Source organism: Azospirillum palustre, assembly GCF_002573965.1.
Taxonomy (GTDB): Bacteria; Pseudomonadota; Alphaproteobacteria; order Azospirillales; family Azospirillaceae; genus Azospirillum; species Azospirillum palustre.
In genome coordinates this window covers 844,935-866,030 of the sequence record NZ_PDKW01000042.1, presented here as the reverse complement: position 1 = coordinate 866,030, position 21,096 = coordinate 844,935, and the positions used below count along the sequence as shown (strand labels likewise).

Sequence of the window (21,096 nt, the reverse complement as noted above, 5' to 3'; positions counted from 1 at the left end):
AGAAATGCGGAGGTGCGACGGCGAAAAACGGATCAGGCCGCCGGGAAGTTGGCCTTCGCCTCGGCGAATGCGTCGGGGAAGATCACCTTGATGTCCTCACCCTGGATCTGGGTGTTGATCGGGGTGGCGCCCTCGTTCTGGCCGTTGACGAACTTGGTCGGGCCGTAGGGCATGATATGGCCGGCGAAGGTGGAGGCGTTCAGCGCCTCGATGATCTTCTTGCGGTCGGACGATCCCGCGCGCTCGATGGCGTCGGCCAGCAGCAGGACGTTCGAGTAGTTCAGCGAGACATTGTAGGCGAAGGACTTGCCCTGCCCTTCCACCGCCTTGCGGAGCGCCAGCGCCTTCGGGTTCTTCGGATCGTGCCAGTGGTTGCAGTCGATGACGTTCTGGGCCGCCTGCGGGAATTCCTTGACGAAGCGGCCGTTCGACGCCGCACCACCGAGGATCGCATAGATGCCCTTCGGCTTGATGCGCTGCTGCTGCATGGTGCGGGCGAGCAGCACGAACTCGCCATAGTAGTTGGAGGGGATCACCAGATCGGGGTTCAGCGAGCGGATGCGCAGCGCCACGTTGGACATGTCGCGCGCCGGCGTCGGGTGGGCGATGGTCTCCAGAATTTCGAAGCCGCGCTTGGGCAGTTCGCTTTGCAGCAGCTTGGCGAGGCCGGAGCCGAACAGCCCGTCCTCATGCACCAGCACCACGGTCCTGGCCGGCTTGCCCGCCTTGTCGTTGATGGCGGTCAAATTGTCGAGCGCCACCTGGGTGACCTTGCCGAAGCCGGGGCTGAAGCGGAAGGTGTTGGTCAGGCCGCGCGCCATGATCTGGTCCGACACGCCGACATCGACCAGATAGGGCAGTTCATAACGTGCCGCCGCCTGCGAGGCGGCAAGGCAGATCGGGCTGGCGAAGCCACCGACGATGGCGGACACGCCTTCGGCCTGCATCCGCTCCACCTCCTGCGTGCCGGCTTCCGGGGTCGAGCGGGCGTCGCCGAACAGCATTTCCAGCGTGGCGCCGCCCAGCGACTTGATGCCGCCGGCCGCGTTGATCTCGTTGATCGCCATCTCCGCACCGGCCCGGCCGAGGTCGCCGTCATGGGCCAGCGCGCCGGTCACCGGCTGGAGAATGCCGATCTTCACCACCGGGGGGGTCTGCGCCCGCAGGACCGAGGGGGCGGCAAACGGCAGCGCGGTGACGGCGGCCGCCGCGGCACCGGCCTTCAAAACCGTGCGGCGGGAAATGCCGATGAGGGTGGAGTCCTGAACCGAACGTCCCATAACGCTCAACTCCTCTGTTTGATGACCCGCGGGGTGCGGGCGGGCTTTTCGCCCGATTTGCTTTTCTCGGATTTGCTCTTGTCGCTCTTGGTCTTGTCGGCAGCGCGCGGCCAGCCGAGCGCCGGGCTCCAGCGCCGTTCGCCGTCGCTGCCGGTGCGCACCAGATCCATGTGGAAGCTGTAGCGGTCGGGCCGGTACAGCGCGTGGAGATGTTCCACCCCGCGGCCCGACGGCTCGTAGACGATGCGGGTCAGGGTCAGCAGCGGCGAGCCGATCTCCAGATCCAGCGCCGCCGCCGCTTCCGGACCGGCCAGCGTGGCGTTGATCGCCTGGGTGGCGCGTTCCGTCGTCACACCCGACCGTTCGATCAGTTCCAGCAGCGGGCGCGCCGCCAGTTCCGCCTCCGAGTAGGTCAGGCCGATCCATTCCGGCACATGGGTGGTCAGGTAGGAGAAGGGCTCCCCGTCGATCAGGCGCACGCGCACCGACCGCTGCGCCCGCTCGCCGGGTTTCAAACCAAGGCTCTCGGCGATCGACTCCGGCGGCACGCCGTAGCCGAAGGACAGCAGCCTGACGTCGGTGCTGCGGCCCATGTCGATCAGGTGCGACAGCACGTTCGACAGGTCGGCAACGATGGGCCGGACGGTGCGCGTGTCATGGACGAAGGTGCCGGATCCGGCTTTGCGCTGCACCAGCCCTTCCTTGTCCAGAAGATCCAGCGCCCGGCGCACGGTGACGCGGGACACGGCATGTTCGGCGGCCAGCGCCGGCTCGCCCGGCAGGCGCGCGCCCGGCGGTAGTTCGCCGGCGACGATGCGGTCGCGCAGCAGAAGATAGATCCTGCGAGCCTTCAGGGGTTCGACCGCCGACTTCACAGCACTCCGCCTCCCCTTCCACCGGAAACCGTCCCACCGGGACCCAATGCTGTCCATTCATCAGACAGGAACCTGTATGATGGATAATACAGCTTTGGTCAATAGCGTTGTTGGGGGCGCGAACGATCGCGGCCCGGACCCAAGCAAGCCTCCCTGGGCCCGGTCAGAGGATTTGGCATCAGAAGATTTGACAGGGGCATCGCTGCCGCGCGGCGGTCATTCCGCCGCTTCGCCATAAGCGTTCGCCTTGGACATCCCATTCGGTGCCATGTGCAGGATGCGTTGCGGGAACGGGATGGCGATCCCCAGTTCGGCGAACCGCTTCTTCATGCGACCGTTGAACTCGCGGCCGACGTTCCATTGCTGGATCGGCAAGGTCTTGATCCGCGCCTTGACCACAACCGTGGATTCCTGGAATGCGTCGATCCCCAGCACTTCCAGAGACTCCAGAATCAGAGGCGCGAAGCGGGGATCGGCCCGCAGCCCCGCCCCGATCTCGTGCAGGACCGACACGACGCGGTCGACATCCTCGCCATAGGAGACGGCGACGTCGAAGACGTAATAGCTGAAGTCCTTGGTCATGTTGGAAATGCTGGTCACCGCGCTGAACGGCACGGTGTGCACCGTCCCGTCGAAATCGCGCAGACGGATGGTGCGGATGGTGATGCCCTCAACCAGACCGCCCTTGCCGCCGACATTCACCACGTCGCCGACCGAGATGGTGTCCTCGAACAGGATGAACAGGCCGGTGATGACGTCCTTCACCAGCGTCTGCGCGCCGAAGCCGACGGCGAGGCCGACCACGCCGGCACCGGCCAGCAGCGGCCCGATGTCCAACCCCAGTTCCGACAGGGCGATCAGGGTGACGAAGGTGGTCAGCAGCACCATCAGCGCGTTGCGCAGCAGCGGCAGGAGCGTGCGGATGCGGGCGCTGCGCTGGATGGTGTGGCCGTTGCGGTCGGTGGTGGCGAGGTTCCGCTCGATGACGGCGTTCGTCAGTTCCCACACCGCGAGCGCGATGCCGGCCACCAGCAGGATGGCGAGGCTCGAGGCGACGAACCGCCAGCCCAGGGCGGTTTCCACCGACCCCCGGATGTTCAGCCCCCAGGCATCCAGCACCACCAGCCCGGCCAGGACCGCGACCGACCAGTGCAGCAAACGGGTGCCCGGCCCGACATAGCGCTTTATACGCCGCTCGCCCCAGGTCGAGCGTTCGCGGTCCAGCCGCCGCCGCAGTGCCGCGGAGCCCTGGGCGATGCCGCGCCCGGCGATCCGGGCGATGGCGATCACCGCCATCGACACGGCGGTCGCCCGCAGAACGAACAACAGCCCGCCTTCGACCTCCAGAGCCCAGATGCCGAACAGTGCCACGATGTAGAGGATGGCGACGGCATGCCAGATATTGGCCAGACGCCGACCGGCCGCGCGCAGAAGGCGGCCAGGACGCGTGGTCCTCGCAGCGTGTGCCTCCCCCGGTTCCTGATCAGGAACCGATGGGGCGGCCGAAATCTCCCCGCGCAGCCAGGATGCAACCGCGGCGCGGCTTTGCAGGACCAGTGCTGTCAGCATGATGGCGTCGGCAAGCCCGACCAGCTTCACCAGCGTGTCGTAGGACTGCTCCGGCAGCCCGAGCGTGCGTACGGTGCCGGCTGCGAACAGACCGTAGACGGTGGTGGCGGCGATGGTCTGGCTCCACAACAGCAGACGCCGCGCCGACGCGTCGCTCATCGGGATCAGCCGCAGGTTGGTGGAGCGCGGCGACAGCAACCCACGCATCACCAGAAGCACGACCTGTACGAACAGGCTGGCGTTCAGGAAGGCGACACCGAGCAGCCGCACCGTCGTCGGCGGGTCGATCAGCACCAGCACGCCGAAGCCGGCAAAGGCGAAGGCGGCGATGGGCGCCAGATCCATCAGGGCGCGGACCAGCAGCAACGGGATCTTGGCGATGGCAGAGTGGAAAGGCCGTGCCGCCAGGATCGACCGCGGGCGGCTCAACAGCCGGATGGTGACCAGCCTGATGCTGTGCCCGGCGACAAGGACAAGGGCGAGTTCGGCGAACAGCCACGCCCAGGTCGCCCGCTTCGCCGGATCCAGCGCCTGCCGCTGCAGCCAGCGCATCCCCTGCGGCGCGGCCAGCACCACCTCGCCGGTCGTCCGGACTTCCTCCCCCAAATTGTCCAGCCGTGCCGACAGCACCGTCAGCAGGCGCGTGCCGAGGCGCTCGGTATCGCGTTCGGGCTTGGCCGCCTGTTCGACCTGCTGCAAAGCCTTCAACTGGTCCAGCAGTTCCTCGCGCTTGGCCGGGTTCTCCAACGAATCGACCAACCGGCCGATCTCCTTCGGCTTCGGCTCCGGCGCCGAAGCCGCTGACGACGCTGCCGGGGCCGGCGTCGTCAGCGGTGACTGCGCGACGGCGGAACCGGTCGAGGCAAGGATGGAAATGCCGATGGAGAGGAGACAGAGCAGGAGGGTGACGGCATGGCGCCCCGTTCGGCGGCGGTCGGCTGGCGCTTGCGCGCTGCGTTCGGCAAAAACCATAGGCTCCTGAAGCGTTGAATGGGCAATCCGTTGACAACAGGACGGGAAAGCCCATCGTCACGCAGCCCGCGCCGTCTGACATGGCATACCCCATAGGCAAGCGGCTTGGAATCGATGGGATTTGCTTCTGGTTGAAATCGCAACTCCGCATTTCCGATTTCGATTTGCCCGGTTTATCCCTTGGTCACAGGCCAAGGGGCCGGGTTGCCAGCCGACGCCCCGCGGGCGAGGATCATTCGGGTCCCGGCACTGCAAAGCCCAAGTTCGAAAAGCTAGCTTCCAACCGTCCATCAAGGGGAAAGACCGCCATGAGCATTCCGCCGAGCGAGCAGGTGCAACTCGTCGCCTATCTGGTCGCCAAGCCCGGCCAGGAGCAGGCACTGGCCGACGCCATTACCGCCATCGTTCCGGACGTGCTGAAGGAGCCGGGCTGCCTCGCCTACTCCGCCCATGTCAGCCGTGAAAAGCCCGGCACCGTCGTGATGTACGAGATCTGGCAGGATCAGGCGGCACTCGACACCCATGCGAAGGCGGCGGCCTTCACCCGCCTTGCCGCGCAGTTCGACACGCTGCTGGGCAAGCCGCTGCGGATCGACCTGCTCCGCCGCATCGCCTGACCGGCATCGCCAGCACGGCAGAGCTCAGGCGTCGCCGGCCTCCGGCTTGCCGGAAGGCCGGCCGAGGCTCGTGCGTGCAGCCTCCAGGATCTCTTCAGACAGGGCGGGATCGTCGACGGCACGCGCAAGGATCAGGGCGCCGACCATCTCCGACAGGGTGGTCAGCGCCGCCTTCCGCTTCGCCTCCGCCGAGCGGCCCGGAACGAGGCGGCTCAAGCCGTCGAGGAAGGGCCGCAGTCCGCGGGTGAAGGCACTGCGCGCCACCCCGCCCTGACGGGCCACATCGATGCCGAGTGCCGCGATGGGACAGCCGGCGGCACTGCGGTCGCGGTGGCGTGGAGACAGATAGCTGTCCAGCAGCGCCGTTAGAGCCTCATCCCCCTTGGTCTCCGCCGACACGCGCCAGCGCTCCGCCGCCACCTCCATCGCGTGGGCGCAGGCCTCCGCCGCCAGGTCCTCCTTCGAAGCGAACTGGCCGTAGAAGCCGCCATGGGTCAGGCCGGCCTCCTTCATCAGGTCGGCGACGCCGATCCCGTTGAAGCCGCGCTCGCGGAACAGCGCGCTTGCCACCTCGACGACGCGGCGCCGGTTTTCCGCCGCCTGCTCCTTGCTTACCCGCATGATGCACCTTCCCTCAAAAAGCAGTCGAAGATCCGTTGACAAATTATATGACGATCATCATCAATTATACAAACATGACGTCCGTCATTTAAATGCCGCCCCAGCCGGGCCACCGATCCGGAGACCGCAACATGCACACCGCTTCGACCCACGATCCCGTCGTCATCGTGTCCGCCGTCCGCACGCCGCTGGGCCGCTTCCAGGGGGAGCTGTCGGCGCTGCCGGCCCCGGTTCTCGGCGCCCGCGCCATCGCCGCGGCGGTGGAGCGTGCCGGTTTGCCGCCCGCCAGCATCGACGAGCTGCTGTTCGGTTGCGTCCTGCCCGCCGGGCAAGGGCAGGCGCCGGCGCGGCAGGCCGCCCGCGGCGCCGGGCTGCCCGATGCGACCGGAGCGACCACGATCAACAAGGTCTGCGGCTCGGGCATGAAGGCGACCATGCTGGCCCACGACCTGATCCGCGCCGGATCGGCCGACATCGTGGTGGCCGGCGGCATGGAGTCGATGACGAACGCCCCCTACCTGCTGGCCAAGGCCCGCGGCGGATACCGCATCGGCCATGACCGGCTGCTGGACCACATGATGCTGGACGGGCTGGAGGACGCCTATGAGGGTGGCCGCGCCATGGGCGATTTTGGCGAGGCGACGGCCGAGTCCTACGGCTTTACCCGCGCCGAGCAGGACGCCTACGCCGCCCGGACGCTGACCCGCGCCCGTGCGGCGGTCGAAAGCGGTGCCTTCGCGGCGGAGATCGTGCCGCTCACGGTTCCTGCCAAGGGCGGCGAGCGGGTGGTCGCGCAGGACGAGAACCCGCTGAAGGTCTCCCCCGACAAGATCCCTGCCCTGAAACCCGCCTTCCGCCGCGACGGGACGATCACCGCCGCCAGCTCGTCGGCCAATGCGGACGGTGCCGCGGCACTGGTGCTGACCCGGCGTTCGGTGGCCGAGGCCGCCGGCCTGCCGATCTTGGCGGAGATCCGGGGCCACGCCACCCACAGCCAGGATCCGGCTTGGTTCACCACGGCTCCGATCCCGGCGATCCGCAAACTGCTGGACAAGGTCGGCTGGGCGGTGGACGAGGTTGATCTGTTCGAAATCAATGAGGCCTTCGCCGTCGTCGCCATGGCGGCACAGCGCGACCTGGGAATCGATCCGGAGCGGTTGAACGTCAATGGCGGGGCCTGCGCGCTTGGCCACCCCATCGGCGCCACCGGGGCGCGGCTGATCGTGACGCTGCTGCACGCGCTGGCGGCGCGCGGACTGACACGGGGCGTGGCCTCCCTGTGCATCGGCGGCGGCGAGGCAACCGCCATCGCCATCGAGCGGGTCGGCTGAAGCGCCGGAAGCGGCGCTCCTATCGCCCTGCCTCCTCCCGGTTCAGCCGGCGCGCCATGGCGTCAAGGAACAGGCGCACGCGCGTCGGCAGCTGCCGTTGCGTGGGGAACAGCGCACAGACCGGCGCGGGGTCGCCATGCCAGTCCGGCAGCACCCGCACCAGCCTGCCGGCGGCAAGGTCGTCCTCGACGTCGATCCGCGACTTCCACAGGAGGCCGCAGCCGGCAAGCGCCCAATCCTGGGCGACGTCGCCATTGTTGCAACGCAGGCGGGATGCGGTGTCCAGTTCGACCACCGCACCGCCGGGTCCCAGCAGGCGCCAGCGCCCGCCGGTGCCACGGTATTGGATGCAGTCGTAGCTCTCCAAATCCTGCGGCGATGCGGGCCAGCCGCGACGCTCCAGATAGGCCGGCGCACCGACCAGGATCCGGTGATTGTCGGCCAACCTGCGCATGACCAGCGCCGAATCCCTGGGCGCGCCGATCCGCACCGCCACGTCCAGCCCCTCGTCGATCAGGTCGACCATGCGGTCGGTCAGGCGGAGGTCGACCGAAATCCGCGGATAAGCCTCGACAAGCTCGCGGCAGACCGGGCCGACATGCATGCGGCCCAGCGCAGCCGGCGCTCCCACCCGCAGAACGCCCTGCGGCTCGACACGGCCATGGCTGAGAGCTTCCTCGGCCTCAGCGACCTCGGCGAGGATGCGCTGGGCATGCCGGTACAGCCGCTGCCCCTCCTCCGTCAGGGCGAGGCGCCGGGTGCTGCGGGCCACCAGCCGCGTATCGGTCCGCCGCTCCAGCGATGCCAGCCGCTTGCTGACCACACTCAACGCCAGATTCATCTCGCGGCCGGCGGCGGACAGACTGCCCGCGGCGACGATGCGGACGAAGGTGCGCAGTTCATCGAGATCGCCCAGCATGCCCGCCGCATTCTTTCCATTTGGTGGAGAGTATATCGATCAGGTCGAGGATACTGCGCTATCCGGAGAGGTTCTAGACTTCCTTCCAGCTCACCTCTGAAGGAATTGCACCATGTCAGACAGCTTGAAGAACACGCGCGTGCTGGTGGTCGGCGGAAGCTCCGGCATCGGTCTGGCGACCGCAACGGCGGCTGCCGAAGCAGGCGCTTCGGTCACCATCGCCTCGCGGTCGCGCGACAAGCTCGACGCCGCGGCCGCCGCAATCGGCGGCGATGCACGCGCCGTCGTGCTCGACACCCGCGACCTGGAGGCGGTCGAACGCTTCTTCGCGGAAGAGCCGGCCTGGGACCATGTCGTCGTCTCCGCGGCACAGACGCCCGGCGGGCCGGTGCGCGGCCTTGCCGTCGCCGACGCACGGACCGCGATGGACAGCAAATTCTGGGACGCCTACCACGTCGCCCGTGCCGCGAAAATCAGCGAGACCGGATCGCTGACCTTCGTTTCGGGCTTTCTCAGCGTCAGGCCCTCCGCGACCTCCGTTCTGCAGGGCGCCATCAACGCGGCGCTGGAGGCTCTGGCCCGCGGGCTGGCTCTGGAACTCGCCCCGGTCCGCGTCAATGCCGTCTCGCCCGGCCTGATCGCAACACCGCTGTGGTCCGGCCTGCCGGCGGAGAAGCGGGAGGCGATGTTCGCCGGTGCTGCCCAGCGCCTGCCCGCCCGCCGGATCGGCCAGGCCGAGGATATCGCCAACGCCGTGCTGTTCCTCGCCACCACCCCCTTCGCCACCGGCTCCACCGTGCGCGTGGATGGCGGCGGCGCCATCGCCTGACCTGCCCGCAGATGGACTTCGAAACCGCGACACGTCACGGGAATTGATGAAGTTCTTTCATAAGTCCATGCATCTTTGGGGGACTAATCGCAGACAGTCCCGTGGACTAGCTTCTCTGGCGCCACCACCGCCGCACCGCGGCGGGCAACGACCGGAGGATCGACCATGGACATCGCACGCGTCGGCTCGCAGCCATCCACCAGGGGACCGGCGGACTGGTTCACGGGTACGGTCCGCATCGACCCGCTGTTCCAGCCGCACCCGCCGGCCCGCACGACGGCCGCCAGCGTCACCTTCGAACCCGGCGCCCGCACGGCATGGCACACCCATCCGCTGGGGCAGACGCTGATCGTCACCGCCGGCTGCGGCCGAGTCCAGCGCGAGGGCGGTCCCATCGAGGAGATCCGCCCCGGTGACGTGGTGTGGTTCGCGCCGGGCGAACGGCACTGGCACGGCGCCTCGCCCACCATGGCGATGACGCACATCGCCATCCAGGAACAGCTGGACGGCAAGGCGGTCGACTGGATGGACAAGGTGACGGACGAGCAATACGGCGCCTGACGCCGCCCGTCCCGGAAAAGAAGCCGAGAGAAGCGAGGAGTTTCCCCCATGACTGTGAAAGCCTATGGCGCCCATGCCGCCGACCGGCCGCTGGAGCCGATGGACATCGCCCGCCGGGCTCCCGGCCCGCATGACGTGCAGATCGAGATCGCCTATTGCGGCATCTGCCATTCGGACCTGCATCAGGTGCGGGCGGAATGGGCCGGCACGCTGTGGCCCTGCGTTCCCGGCCACGAGATCGTCGGCCGGGTTTCCGCCGTCGGAGGCCATGTGAAGGGCTTCCGCGAAGGCGATCTGGTCGGCGTCGGCTGCATGGTCGACAGCTGCCAGCATTGCGACGACTGCGAGGCCGGGCTGGAAAATTACTGCGACGGCATGGTCGGCACCTACAACGGACTGACCGACCACCCGCCCGGCCACACGCTGGGCGGCTATTCGCAGCGGATCGTCGTCCACGAACGCTACGTTCTGCGCGTCAAGCACCCGGAGGAGCAGCTTGCGGCGGTGGCGCCGCTGCTGTGCGCCGGCATCACCACCTATTCGCCGCTGCGCCACTGGCAGGCGGGACCGGGCAAGAAGATCGGCGTCGTCGGAATCGGCGGCCTCGGCCATATGGGCATCAAGCTGGCCCACGCGATGGGCGCCCATGTGGTGGCCTTCACCACGTCCGAATCCAAGCGGGAGGATGCGAAGGCGCTGGGTGCGGACGAGGTCGTCGTTTCCCGCAACGAGGGTGAGATGGCCGCCCATGCGAAGAGCTTCGACCTGATCCTGAACACGGTGGCGGCTCCGCACGATCTGGACGCCTTTCTCGTGCTGCTGAAGCGCGATGGAACGATGACGCTGGTCGGTGCGCCGGCCACGCCGCATCCCTCGCCCAACGTGTTCAACCTGATCACCAAGCGGCGGTCCATCGCCGGCTCGATGATCGGCGGCATCCCCGAAACGCAGGAGATGCTGGATTTCTGTGCCGAGCACGGCATCACTGCGGACATCGAACTGATCCGCGCCGGGGACATCAACGCCGCCTATGAGAGGATGCTCAAGGGCGACGTCAAATACCGCTTCGTGATCGACAACGCTTCCCTGTCCGCCTGATCCCGGCTCTCACCTCCCTCTTAAAAATGTGAGCCCCCCCCGAACCGGCGCGCCACCAGCGGCCCGCCGGACGGGGGTTTGCCGCCCCCGACGGTGTCGGAGCGTCGAGCAAGCCAATTCCTGAATTCCACTCCGGCGCTATACTGTGCGGAACGACATGACGGAGATTCATGAATGCCGCGTGAGAGCGTCGACGATCTGCTGGCCTTCATCGCGGTGGCCCGTGAACGGAGCTTCACCAGGGCGGCGGCGCAGTTCGGCCTGTCGCAGTCGGCGCTCAGCCACACCATCCGCCAGCTCGAAGCCCGGCTCGGCATCCGGCTTCTCACCCGCACGACGCGGGCGGTGTCGCTCACCGATGCCGGCGAGCGCCTGTTCAACGGAATCCGTCCGCATTTCGAGGAGATCGGCGCGCAGATCGACGCGCTCAGCGAGTTGCGCGAGAAACCGGCCGGCAACATCCGCATCACCGCATCCGACCATGCGGTCGCCCATGTGCTCTGGCCCAAGCTGCGCGACATCCTGCCGAAATACCCCGACATCAAGGTCGAGCTGGTTCTCGACAACGCGCTGATCGACATCGTCGCCACGCGGTGCGATGCCGGCGTCAGGATGGGCGAGTTGCTTGCCAAGGACATGATCTCGGCCAGGATCAGCCCGCCGGTCCGCTTCGCCGTGATCGGCACCCCCGCCTACTTCGACAACAATCCAATCCCCGCCAGCCCGCAGGAGCTTGTCCACCACAGCTGCATCAATCTGCGCCTGCCGACCTATGGCGGCCTGTGGGCGTGGGAGTTCGAGCGCGAGGGGCAGACGGTCAACATCCGCGTCGATGGACAGGTGGCCTTCAACAACATCCACAATGTTCTGGAGGCGGCCCTGGATGGCTTCGGCCTTGCCTATGTTCCGGAGGACATCGCCAGCCCCCACATCGCGCAGGGGCGGCTGATGCGCGTCCTCGAAGACTGGTCGCCTTACTGGGAAAGCTATCACCTGTACTATCCGAGCCGGCGGCAGTCCTCTCCAGCCTTCATCGCGCTGGTCGAGGCGCTGCGCCATCGCGAATGAACGAACCGCCGATCTTTCAGTCCGGCGAAGTTGCTGGCCAGCGGTGGACGAAGCCGGCGTCGCGCTCCAGCCGGCGGCCCAGGCCGATCAAGCGTTGCTCCTCGCCTGGACGGGCGATCAACTGGACGCCGAAGGGCAACCCGTCGGCATCGCCGGCCGGCAGCGTCAGCACCGGAAAGCCGATCAACGTCACGATGGCGGTGACGCCGAGATAGTCCAGGATCGTCTCGGTCGGACTGCCGTCGATGGCGGTCACCTCGCCATCCGCGTTCGGCCAGGGCATCACCCCGCAAGCCGGGGCCACCAGGACATCGATGTCCCGGAACAGTGCCGCGAAGCGGCGGTACAACGCGGTGCGCGCCGTCTGCGCCTCCAGATAGGCCTGGGCGGTGATGCCGCTGCCCGCTTCGATGTTCCACCGCACGGTGTCGGTCAACCGGTCGCCATGCCTGTCCAGCAGCGGGCCGTAGGCGTGGCTGATCTGGGCGGCGCGCAGCGTGCGAAAGGTCGCCATGGCATCGCCGCAGTCCGGATGACGGCGGAGGACCGGCCCTGCCGCCGCCTCCAGCCGGGCAATGGTGGCGGCGAAGCGCTCCCTCACCGCATGCGACACGGTTGCGGCACCGAAATCGGCCGTGGCACCCAGCCGTGAGCCCACTTCTTCGCCGCCACCGTCGCGGAGTGGTGCCAAAAACGATGTCGGATCGTCGGGATCCGTTCCGGCCATCGCCGCGAGCAGCACTGCGCAGTCCGCCGTATTGCGCGCGATCACCCCATGTGTCGCCAGCGTATCCCAGCCCAGCGGCCGTTTCGGCGCCGGGATCAATCCGGGTGTCGGCCGGATCGAGGCGACGCCGCAGAAGCCCGCCGGCACCCGCACCGAACCGCCGAAGTCGGTGCCATGGGCCAGCGGAACCATCCCGGCCGCCACGGCGACCGCAGCGCCACCGCTCGATCCGCCGGATGTCAGCCGCGGATCGAACGGGTTGCGGGTCGGTCCGGCCAGACGGTTGCCGCAGATGGCGCCGAAGCCGAATTCCGGCGTGTTGGTCTTGCCGATGACGATGCCGCCGGCCGCTTCGATCCGCTCCACCGCGATGTCGTTCGCCGCCGGCACATGGTCGGCGTATAGCGCCGACCCATAGGTCGTGCGGATGCCGGCGGTGTCGGTCAGGTCCTTGATGGCCACCGGCACGCCATGCAGCGGCCCGACCGGGCGACCGGTCTTCGCGAAGGCGGCGTCGAGCGCCCCGGCCCGCGCCAGCGCCTTGTCCCCGGCGACGGTGAGGAAGGCGCCGAGCGCGGGATCGGCAACCGCGATCCGGTCGAGATGCGCATCCGTCACCGCGCGAGCTGAAAGCTCCCCGTTGGCGAGACGCGCCGCCAGGGCCGCCGCACCGTCCCGCCACAAGGCGTCATTCTGCACAGACATCGATCACTCTCCCGACAATGGCGTCAAAAGCGGCATATGCATCCGATCTGCGCACAAGATGGCGGCAATTCGGGTTCCGTAAAAACCTCAGCTCGGCGCAAAACAAGCCTATCATATTGTCATATAAGGCAAAATGCAAAATCGGCATGCCGTTTGCTAAAGAGGGAGGCAATCGAACGGCAACGCGAAAGGGATGGTGTAGCCATGGTCAGCGCTTCGCCCAACGGTCCGGCTTCCCCGCGCGGGCAGACGCTTCTCCTCGACGGGATCACCCAACGCTACGGCGCGTCGCTCGCAGTGAACGAGGTCACGCTCGACATCCGCGGCGGCGAACTCGTGGCCCTGCTCGGTCCGTCGGGCTGCGGAAAGACCACCCTGCTGCGGATCATCGCCGGTTTCCTGGCCCAGACGAAGGGTCATGTGATGGTCGGCGGCAAAAGCGTGGACGGCCTGCCGCCGAACCGCCGCTCGGTCGGCATCGTCTTCCAGAACTACGCGCTGTTCCCGCACATGACGGTGGCGGAGAATGTCGCCTACGGGCTGGATGCCCGCGGCGTCGACCGCGCCACCCAGCGCAGCGAGGCGCAGCGCATGCTGGATCTGGTCAAGCTCGGCCATCTGGGCGACCGCACCCCGCGCCAGCTGTCGGGCGGCCAGCAGCAGCGCGTGGCACTGGCCCGCGCGCTGGCGGTCAACCCGTCGATCCTGCTGCTGGACGAACCCTTTGCCGCGCTGGACAAGAATCTGCGCCTGGACATGCAGATCGAGGTCAAGCGCATCCAGCGCCTGTCCGGCATCACCACCATCCTCGTCACCCACGACCAGGAGGAGGCGCTGTCGATGGCCGACCGCGTCGCGGTGCTGAGCCAGGGCCGGCTGGAGCAATTCTCGCCGCCGACCGAGATCTACGACGCGCCCGACAGCCTGTTCGTCAACACTTTCGTCGGCTCGGCCAATTTGCTTGGCGGCGTGCTGGTCGACAGCGACCGCAGCGCCGGCCGGGTGCGGCTTGACGCCGGCGGGCTGATCGAGACCCGCGCACCCAAGGGCGATCTGCAGCCCGGCTCCCGCGTCACCGTCTGCCTGCGCCCCGAGCACCTGAGCGTCGATCCCGCCACGAGCGACGCCGAGACGCTGAACGGCGTGGTGGAGATGGGGCTGCCGCTGGGCGCCACCGTCGTCCACGAAATCCGCGTCGGCGACGGCACCGCCGTCAAGGTGTCGGAACCGCGCATCCAGCGCACCGACCTGCTGGCGCCCGGCACCCCGGTGCGGTTGGCGCCGGTCGCCCCCCGCCTCGCCTCGGTCTTCGCCGCGGCCTGAATCTCCTCTTCACCCACCTCCTCTCACCTTCAGGCCCCTCTCACCTTCAGGAGTGAACGATGCTGCTGACCCGCCGCAATCTGATGCAGACGGCGCTGACGCTGGGCGCCATGCATGCCTTCCCCGGCCTGACCTGGGCGCAGGCACGCCCGCTGGTCTTCGCGACCTTCACCGGCAGCTGGGAGGAAGCCCACAAGGCCGTGCTCGTCCCTGCCTTCCGCAAGGCGGCAGGCAACGCCAACATCGTGCTGGACCCGATGCTGTCGGTGGACCAGATCGCCAAGGTCAACGCCGCCAAGTCGAATCCGCCGATCGACGTCATGCTGCACGATCCGGGGCCCGCGCTCCAGGCCATCGCGCAGGATCTGGTCGAACCCTATCCCGTCGAACAGAGCGCCTATTACAAGGACCTGATCCCGGCGGCACAGGTCCCGATGGGGCCGGCGCCCTTCTTCCAGGTGGTCGGCATCACCTACAACCCGGAGACGGTGAAAACGCCGCCGACCTCCTGGGCCGACCTGTGGAAGCCGGAATTCAAGGGCCGCGTCGGCATCACCAACCTGAACTCGACGCTCGGCACCGGCTTCATGGTGGAACTCGCCAAGATGCATGGCGGGTCGGAATCCAACATCGATCCGGCCTTCAAGGCCATCGAGGCGTTGCGCCCCAGCCTTGCCGCCGTCGCCGCCAACCCCGGGCAGCTCGCCACCCTGTTCCAGCAGGGCCAGATCGACATCTCCCCCGGCAACTTCAACGCCATCCAGATCCTTAAGGCGCGCGGAGTCCCGGTCGAGTTCGTCATTCCGAAGGAGGGTGCCATCGCCTTCAAGACGACCATCCACATCGTCAAGAACTCCCCCAACAAGGAGCTGGCCTTCAAGCTGATCGAAGCCGCCCTGTCGCCGGAGGTGCAGGCCACGCTGATGGAGGAGCCCTACCTGATCGTGCCGACCAACACGAAGGTCGCGATCAAGGGCGAACTGGCCAAGACGCTGGCCAAGGACCATGCGGAGATCGCGAAGAAGTTCGTGTTCCAGGATTGGGGCAAGATCAACGAGCAGCGCGCCGCCTGGATCGAGCGGTTCAACCGCGAAATCCGCGTCTGATCATCCATAGCCCGCCAGCCGGAGGAGGCGCCCCATGGCCGCGACGTTGCGCGACGTCACCACCTACGACCTGAAGCTCGCGGCTCCGCTGGCGGCGGGCTTCGTCCTGTTCTTCGTCACGCCGCTGGTGATCCTGCTGGCGCTGAGTTTCCAGACCGACCCGCAGGGCGGCCATTACGGGCTGACCCAATATGTCAATTTCCTGGGCGACAGTTTCAGCCTGGGGGTTCTGGGCTCAACCCTGTGGCTGGGGGTGAAGGTGACGGCGCTGACCCTTCTGCTGGGCTATCCGGTGGCATGGCTGCACCAGCGCTCCCCCGGCTGGGCCAGGGGGATCATCATGCTGCTGGTGCTGCTGCCGCTGCTGACCAGCGTGGTGGTGCGCACCTTCGCCTGGGTGGTCATCCTGGGTCGCCAGGGCATCGTCAACGCCACGCTGGCCTGGATCGGGCTGATCGACACGCCGCTGAAGCTGCTCTACACCGAGGGCGGGGTGGTCGTGGCGCTGGCACAGGTGCAGATGCCGCTGATGGTGCTGCCGATCATCACGGCGCTGAGCCGCATCGATCCCAATTTCGCCGACGCCTCGTCGGTGCTGGGGGCCGGACACTGGCGGACCTTCCGCAAGGTGATCCTGCCGCTGTCGCTGCCGGGCATCGTCGCCGGCTGCCTGCTCACCTACGCTGCGGCGATCACCGCCTTCATCACCCAGAGCCTGATCGGCGGCGGCCAGATGCTGTTCATGCCGATGTACATCTACCAGCAGGCTTCCACCTTGCAGAACTGGCCCTTCGCCGCGGCGATCTCCATCGTCTTCCTGGTGTCGGTGCTGGTGGTGGTGTCGATCTTCAACGCTCTCGGCCGCCTGTCGCGCGGCTACGCCAACGCCTGATCCGGGGAGGCAGCGATGTCCGATTACGCAAAGCCGGTCTCCGGCGGCCGCCGCATCGATTTCGATGCGCTCAGCTTCCGCATCGTCATGACCGGGATCGCGCTGATGGCACTTGTCCTGCTGGTCGCCCCGACAGTGGTGGTGATCTGGGTGTCCTTCACCAGCGGCTATTCCCTGAAATTCCCGCCGCCCGGCTATTCGCTGCGCTGGTACGCCGAGCTGTGGAACGCGTGGCAGCTTCAGTTCGCGATGATGAACAGCCTTAAGGTGGCGGCCTGGGCGACCGGCCTGTCGATCCTGCTGGGCGTTTCCGCCTCGCTCGGCATCGCCCGTTCGCCGACGCTGACGGCCAAGGTGCTGGACAGCCTGTTCCTGTCGCCGCTGGTGCTGCCGGCCCTGGCCTTCGGCCTGTCGTCGCTGATGTTCTTCTCGATGATCGGGGTGCCGGTGTCGCCGCTGACGCTCATCATCGGCCACACCGTCGTCTCGGTTCCCTTCGTCGTCCGCAACACCGTGGCCTCGCTCGCCCAGATGAACCCGTCGCTGCTGGAGGCATCCTCCAGCCTGGGTGCCGGGCGCTGGTACGGCTTCCGCCGCGTCACCCTGCCGCTGATCCGGCCCGGCATCATGGCGGGCGGCTTCATCGCCTTCATGGCGTCCTTCGACAATGTCCCGGTCTCGCTGTTCCTGCGCGATGCCGCCACCGACATGCTGCCGATCCGCATGTGGCAGGATCTGGAAGGCCGGCTGGACGTGACCGTCGCGGCGCTGTCCGGCGTGCTGATCGTCGTCACCATCGGCCTGATGCTGCTGATGGAACGCGTCGCCGGCCTCTCCAAAAGGTTGACCTGACCCCCGTCACACACCCAAAAAGAGCGATACCCCGTAGGGCGTGAACTTGAAGGGCAGATGAAGATGGCGGTCGAGGTCGGTGACGACGAAGCGGAACGGAACGATGTCGAGGAAGCGGGCCTGCTCCTCGGCATAGCCCGCCGCCCGCAGCCAGTCGCCAACATGGAACAGCACCTCGTGCGGTCCGGCTCCGATGCCGTCGCCGCGCACGGTCGGGTGGTCGAGCTGACCGTTGGCGCCAAGCTCGCCCGCCGCCAGCAGCCAACGTTCCGGGCTGAGCGCGTGAAGCTCCACCCGCATGCCCTGGGCGGCGACGCCGCGCGCCACATCCACGCCATGGATCGAAATTCCGCCCGCCATGCTGCCTCCGTCTTCGGTTCGCCGAAATGGTAGCCGAGACGGCGACGGCAACGCCAGCACCGCTGCTCCCCCCCCTCCTGCCGGCATTGGCCGGCATGACCGGTTTGCAGGCGCTGGTCGCGCTGGCCCTGTTCGCGCCGGGGGTTCTGGCACCCCGATTGGGGATCGACCCGGCGGGGCTGGGCCTGTTCACCACCACCGGCTTCGCGGTCGGGATGGCTGCATCACTGTATGGCGGCGTGCTGGCCGGGCGTCTCGGACCGTTCCGGATCGCCAGCCTCTGCGCGGTGGCGGTCGCAGCCGCCATGCTGTGCGCGATGACGGGCGGGAGCGCCGCGGGGCTGCTGGCCGCCGGTGTCGCCATCGGCCTTGCCTGCGGACCCGAAACGCCGGCCAGCGCCGCGATCCTCGGCCGGCTGGTCCGGGAAGCCGACCGGCCGATGGTGTTTTCCGTCCGCCAGACCGGTAACCAGATCGGCGCCATCGCCGGATCTCTGGCTCTGCCGCTTCTGGCCGTCGCCCTGGATCCCCGCGCCGGCTACGCGGTCATCGCCATGCTGGCGCTGGCCTGCATTCCGGTCTTCGAGCGGCTGCGGCCCGTCTATGACCCGCTGACCCGCAATGCCGCCGCCGGTTTCGGACTGGGGACGGCGGTACAGCTGCTGCACGGCGACCCGGCGCTGCGGCGGATGGCGCTGGCCGCCCTGCCCTATTCCGCCAGCCAACTGACGCTGAACGGCTTTTTCGTGGTCTTCGCGGTGACGGAGCTGGGGCTGCCGCATGTCTCCGCCGGGGTGGCGCTGGCCGCCGGGCAGGCGGGCGGACTGGTCGGGCGGCTCGGCTGGGGCGTGGTGGCATCGCGCTGGATGGCGCCGCGCCGGCTGGTCGGGCTGCTGGGTCTGGGCATGGCCGCGGCCTCGATCCTGGTGGGATGGGCCGGCGCCGCCCTGCCCTTCCCGCTGCTGACCCTGGCGACCTTCCTGTTCGGGCTGACCGCCAGCGGCTGGAACGGCGTGTTCGTGGCCGAGGTCGCAAGGCTGGCTCCCGCCGGACGCATCGGCGAGGCGACCGGCGCGGTGATGGTCGGCGGCTTCGCCGGTCTGATCGCCGGGCCGATCCTGCTGGTCGCCGCCGCCGCGGTCAGCGACCTCGCCACCGGCTATGTCGCCGTCGGCCTGCTGGCGGCGCTGTCCGGCCTCAGCCTTCTGAAGGACAAGCGATGACCACTCCCCCACGCGCCGCCGCCACACGCGCTGCCGCCATTTCCGAATCCGTGCGCATGGGCCGCAACAGCGCCCGTGCCGAAACGGAAGCGGCGCTGGCCCGCATCGCCGCCGGCAACCCGGCGCTGAACGCCTTCGTCTCCGTCGACGAGGCGGCAGCGCTGGCCGGGGCGGATGCGGTAGACCGCCGGCTGGCCACCGGGGAAACGCTGCCGCTGGCCGGGGTGCCGGTCGCGGTCAAGGACACCATCTGGGTCGCCGGCCGGCGCGTCACCCAGGGATCGCGCCTGTTCGCGGACTTCCATGCTCCGGCCGACGCCATCGCGGTGGAGCGGTTGCGCGCTGCCGGCGCCGTCATCGTCGGTATGACCAACAGTTCCGAATTCGCCTGCAAGGGCGTCACCACCAACCCGCTGTTCGGACCGACACGTCACCCGCAGGACCCGAGCCTGACCCCCGGCGGGTCGAGCGGCGGGCCGGCCGTGGCAGTGGCGGCGGGGCTGGTGCCGCTGGCGCTCGGCACCGATGCCGGCGGATCGAGCCGCCGACCGCCCGCCCATGTCGGCGTGGTCGGGTTCAAGCCGTCCTTCGGCGCCATTCCCTACGGACCGGGCTACGCCGAGCCCTTCACCGGCATTGCCGTGATGGCCCCCATCGCCGCCGATGTCGCCGACGCGGCGCTGATGTTCAAGGCGCTGTGCGGGCCCGATCCGCGCGATCCCGAGTCCGTCGCCGTCGCCCCGGCGGACACCCTGCCGCCCAAAAGCCTGACCGTCGCCTACAGCCCCCGCCTTGGCCTGGACGCCCCGATCGACGAGGATGTGCGGCAGGCGGTCGAACAGGCGGTGGACACTCTGGAACGGGCGGGAGTCCGCATCGTCCGGCGCGATCCATCCTGGCCGGCGGGCGTGACGGAAACGGCGCTGATGCCCTTGCAGCATGCCGGGCTGGCCGCCCTCTACGGCGACGCCTTCCGCCGCGATCCGGCCCGGTTCGACCCCGACATCGCCATGCAGATCGAGCGGGGACTGACCCTGACGGGACCGGAGGTCGCGGCGGCGCAGCTGCTGGGCGTGAAGGTCGCACGCGCGCTCGCCGCCTTCTTCACCGACATCGACCTGCTGATCGGCCCGACCGCGCCCTGCGTCGCATGGCCGCTCGACCGGCTGGGTCCGGAGACCATCGGCGGGCAGGCGGTGCCGCCACGCGCGCACGCCGTCTTCACCCCGCTGTTCAACCACGCCAAGGTTCCCGCCCTCAGCCTGCCCTGCGGCACCGGCCGTGCCGGTCTGCCGGTCGGGTTGCAGGTCATAGCCCCGCGCGGTCAAGATCGCCGGGTGCTGCGCTTCGCCGCCTTCATCGAAACGCTGCTCGCCGCTGGCGGGCGAGGACTGGCCGGATGAGCATGGACAACGATGTTCCTGGCGATGTTCCTGGCGACGTTTCCGGTGACATCCCCGCAGCCGCCCCCCGGCGTCGCCGGACAGTGCCGCCGCCGCCGCTGGCGGAGATGGCCGTGGACCGCCTGCGCTCCATGATCATCTATGGTGAATTGCCGCCGTCGGCCCGGCTGATCGAGCCGGAGCTGAGCGAAAAGCTCGGCATCTCCCGCACCCCCCTGCGCGAGGCGCTGAAGCTGCTGGCGGCGGACGGGCTGGTGATGCTGCGGCCCAACCGCAACGCCATCGTCGCCCCGCTCGACGCCGACGAGTTGATCCACCTGTTCGAGGCCGAGGGTTGCATCGAGAGCTTCGCGGCCAGGCTCGCCGCCGAGCGGATGACCGCCGCCGACCTGCGCCGCCTGCGCGGCTTCCAGGACAGGATCGAGGCCTTGCAGGGAGCCGGCGCGCTGGAGGAGTATTTCTCGATCAACCAGAAGATCCACCGGCTGATCGTGTCTGGCGCCAAGAATCCGGCGCTGGTGGACGCCCATGACCGGCTGCTCGGCCGGCTGGCGCGGGCGCGCTATTTCGCCCTGGGCGCCCAGGGCCGCTGGAAGGAATCGGTGCTGGAGCACCGCGAGATCCTGGTGGCGATGGAGGCTCGCGACGGCGAGACCGCCCAGCGCCTGTTCATGCACCATGTCGGCCGCACCGGCGAGGTGGTGGCCGCCGCCTGCGCCTCGCCCAGGGCAAGGCGGGCGGTGTAACCACCACCGCCCGCCGGGA

General features: G+C 68.3%; 20 protein-coding genes. 13 read left to right on the top strand and 7 right to left on the bottom strand.

Annotation, left to right across the window (positions count from 1 at the left end):
• Positions 1–32: 32 nt before the first annotated feature.
• The 3 genes from CRT60_RS21385 to CRT60_RS21375 all read right to left on the bottom strand — a co-directional run bounded on the left by CRT60_RS21385 (position 33) and on the right by CRT60_RS21375 (position 4,483).
• Positions 33–1,280 (bottom strand): ABC transporter substrate-binding protein, encoded by a 1,248-nt coding sequence (locus tag CRT60_RS21385; RefSeq protein ID WP_098738524.1) that lies wholly within the window; start codon positions 1,278–1,280, stop codon positions 33–35.
• Positions 1,281–1,285: 5 nt separating this feature from the next.
• Entirely contained in the window at positions 1,286–2,155 is an 870-nt protein-coding gene (locus tag CRT60_RS21380; RefSeq protein ID WP_098738523.1) for a GntR family transcriptional regulator, read from the bottom strand.
• 216 nt (positions 2,156–2,371) lie between these two features.
• Positions 2,372–4,483, bottom strand: a complete 2,112-nt coding sequence (locus tag CRT60_RS21375) for a mechanosensitive ion channel domain-containing protein (RefSeq protein WP_143273337.1) — start codon at positions 4,481–4,483, stop codon at positions 2,372–2,374.
• A 521-nt stretch (positions 4,484–5,004) separates the two neighbouring features.
• On the opposite strand from CRT60_RS21375, the gene CRT60_RS21370 reads away from it, so the two are divergent.
• Positions 5,005–5,313 (top strand): putative quinol monooxygenase, encoded by a 309-nt coding sequence (locus CRT60_RS21370; protein ID WP_098738521.1) that lies wholly within the window; start codon positions 5,005–5,007, stop codon positions 5,311–5,313.
• 24 nt (positions 5,314–5,337) lie between these two features.
• On the opposite strand, the gene CRT60_RS21365 is transcribed toward CRT60_RS21370, so the two are convergent.
• Complete coding sequence (locus CRT60_RS21365) at positions 5,338–5,934, bottom strand: TetR/AcrR family transcriptional regulator (RefSeq protein WP_098738520.1); 597 nt, start codon at positions 5,932–5,934, stop codon at positions 5,338–5,340.
• A gap of 131 nt (positions 5,935–6,065) precedes the next feature.
• Between CRT60_RS21365 and CRT60_RS21360 the strand changes: the two genes are divergently transcribed.
• Positions 6,066–7,265 carry an acetyl-CoA C-acyltransferase gene (locus CRT60_RS21360; protein ID WP_098738519.1) on the top strand — a complete coding sequence of 400 codons (1,200 nt, stop codon included), beginning with the start codon at positions 6,066–6,068 and terminating at the stop codon, positions 7,263–7,265.
• 19 nt (positions 7,266–7,284) lie between these two features.
• On the opposite strand, the gene CRT60_RS21355 is transcribed toward CRT60_RS21360, so the two are convergent.
• Positions 7,285–8,184, bottom strand: a complete 900-nt coding sequence (locus CRT60_RS21355) for a LysR family transcriptional regulator (RefSeq protein WP_098738518.1) — start codon at positions 8,182–8,184, stop codon at positions 7,285–7,287.
• Between the two features lie 112 nt (positions 8,185–8,296).
• Between CRT60_RS21355 and CRT60_RS21350 the strand changes: the two genes are divergently transcribed.
• The 4 genes from CRT60_RS21350 (at position 8,297) to CRT60_RS21335 (ending at position 11,740) form a co-directional block, all read left to right on the top strand.
• Complete coding sequence (locus CRT60_RS21350) at positions 8,297–9,013, top strand: SDR family oxidoreductase (RefSeq protein ID WP_098738517.1); 717 nt, start codon at positions 8,297–8,299, stop codon at positions 9,011–9,013.
• Between the two features lie 165 nt (positions 9,014–9,178).
• Complete coding sequence (locus CRT60_RS21345) at positions 9,179–9,574, top strand: (R)-mandelonitrile lyase (protein ID WP_098738516.1); 396 nt, start codon at positions 9,179–9,181, stop codon at positions 9,572–9,574.
• A gap of 48 nt (positions 9,575–9,622) precedes the next feature.
• A complete protein-coding gene (locus CRT60_RS21340; RefSeq protein ID WP_098738515.1) occupies positions 9,623–10,672 on the top strand; it encodes an NAD(P)-dependent alcohol dehydrogenase in 1,050 nt (349 codons plus the stop codon).
• Between the two features lie 174 nt (positions 10,673–10,846).
• Entirely contained in the window at positions 10,847–11,740 is an 894-nt protein-coding gene (locus CRT60_RS21335) for a LysR family transcriptional regulator (RefSeq protein WP_098738514.1), read from the top strand.
• A 16-nt stretch (positions 11,741–11,756) separates the two neighbouring features.
• Here the strand turns inward: CRT60_RS21335 and CRT60_RS21330 are convergent, their stop codons facing one another.
• Complete coding sequence (locus tag CRT60_RS21330; protein ID WP_098738513.1) at positions 11,757–13,172, bottom strand: amidase; 1,416 nt, start codon at positions 13,170–13,172, stop codon at positions 11,757–11,759.
• Between the two features lie 204 nt (positions 13,173–13,376).
• On the opposite strand from CRT60_RS21330, the gene CRT60_RS21325 reads away from it, so the two are divergent.
• From CRT60_RS21325 to CRT60_RS21310, 4 genes are read left to right on the top strand one after another with little or no spacing between them, the layout of a single operon-like run.
• Positions 13,377–14,495 carry an ABC transporter ATP-binding protein gene (locus tag CRT60_RS21325; RefSeq protein WP_098738512.1) on the top strand — a complete coding sequence of 373 codons (1,119 nt, stop codon included), beginning with the start codon at positions 13,377–13,379 and terminating at the stop codon, positions 14,493–14,495.
• Between the two features lie 59 nt (positions 14,496–14,554).
• Positions 14,555–15,601: an ABC transporter substrate-binding protein gene (locus CRT60_RS21320; RefSeq protein ID WP_098738511.1), complete on the top strand. Its 1,047-nt coding sequence runs from the start codon at positions 14,555–14,557 to the stop codon at positions 15,599–15,601.
• 34 nt (positions 15,602–15,635) lie between these two features.
• A complete protein-coding gene (locus tag CRT60_RS21315) occupies positions 15,636–16,493 on the top strand; it encodes an ABC transporter permease (RefSeq protein WP_098738510.1) in 858 nt (285 codons plus the stop codon).
• 15 nt (positions 16,494–16,508) lie between these two features.
• On the top strand, positions 16,509–17,345 hold the full coding sequence (locus CRT60_RS21310) for an ABC transporter permease (RefSeq protein ID WP_204562054.1): 837 nt from the start codon (positions 16,509–16,511) through the stop codon (positions 17,343–17,345).
• Positions 17,346–17,351: 6 nt separating this feature from the next.
• Here the strand turns inward: CRT60_RS21310 and CRT60_RS21305 are convergent, their stop codons facing one another.
• On the bottom strand, positions 17,352–17,705 hold the full coding sequence (locus tag CRT60_RS21305; RefSeq protein ID WP_098738509.1) for a hydroxyisourate hydrolase: 354 nt from the start codon (positions 17,703–17,705) through the stop codon (positions 17,352–17,354).
• A gap of 95 nt (positions 17,706–17,800) precedes the next feature.
• On the opposite strand from CRT60_RS21305, the gene CRT60_RS21300 reads away from it, so the two are divergent.
• From CRT60_RS21300 to CRT60_RS21290, 3 genes are read left to right on the top strand one after another with little or no spacing between them, the layout of a single operon-like run.
• Positions 17,801–18,928, top strand: a complete 1,128-nt coding sequence (locus tag CRT60_RS21300) for an MFS transporter (protein ID WP_244592677.1) — start codon at positions 17,801–17,803, stop codon at positions 18,926–18,928.
• Positions 18,925–20,331 (top strand): amidase, encoded by a 1,407-nt coding sequence (locus CRT60_RS21295; protein WP_098738507.1) that lies wholly within the window; start codon positions 18,925–18,927, stop codon positions 20,329–20,331. The genes CRT60_RS21300 and CRT60_RS21295 overlap by 4 nt, the downstream gene beginning before the upstream one ends.
• Positions 20,328–21,077, top strand: coding sequence for a GntR family transcriptional regulator (locus CRT60_RS21290; RefSeq protein WP_098738506.1), 750 nt, complete (start codon positions 20,328–20,330; stop codon positions 21,075–21,077). Before CRT60_RS21295 ends, CRT60_RS21290 begins: the two co-directional genes overlap by 4 nt.
• Positions 21,078–21,096 lie beyond the last annotated feature (19 nt).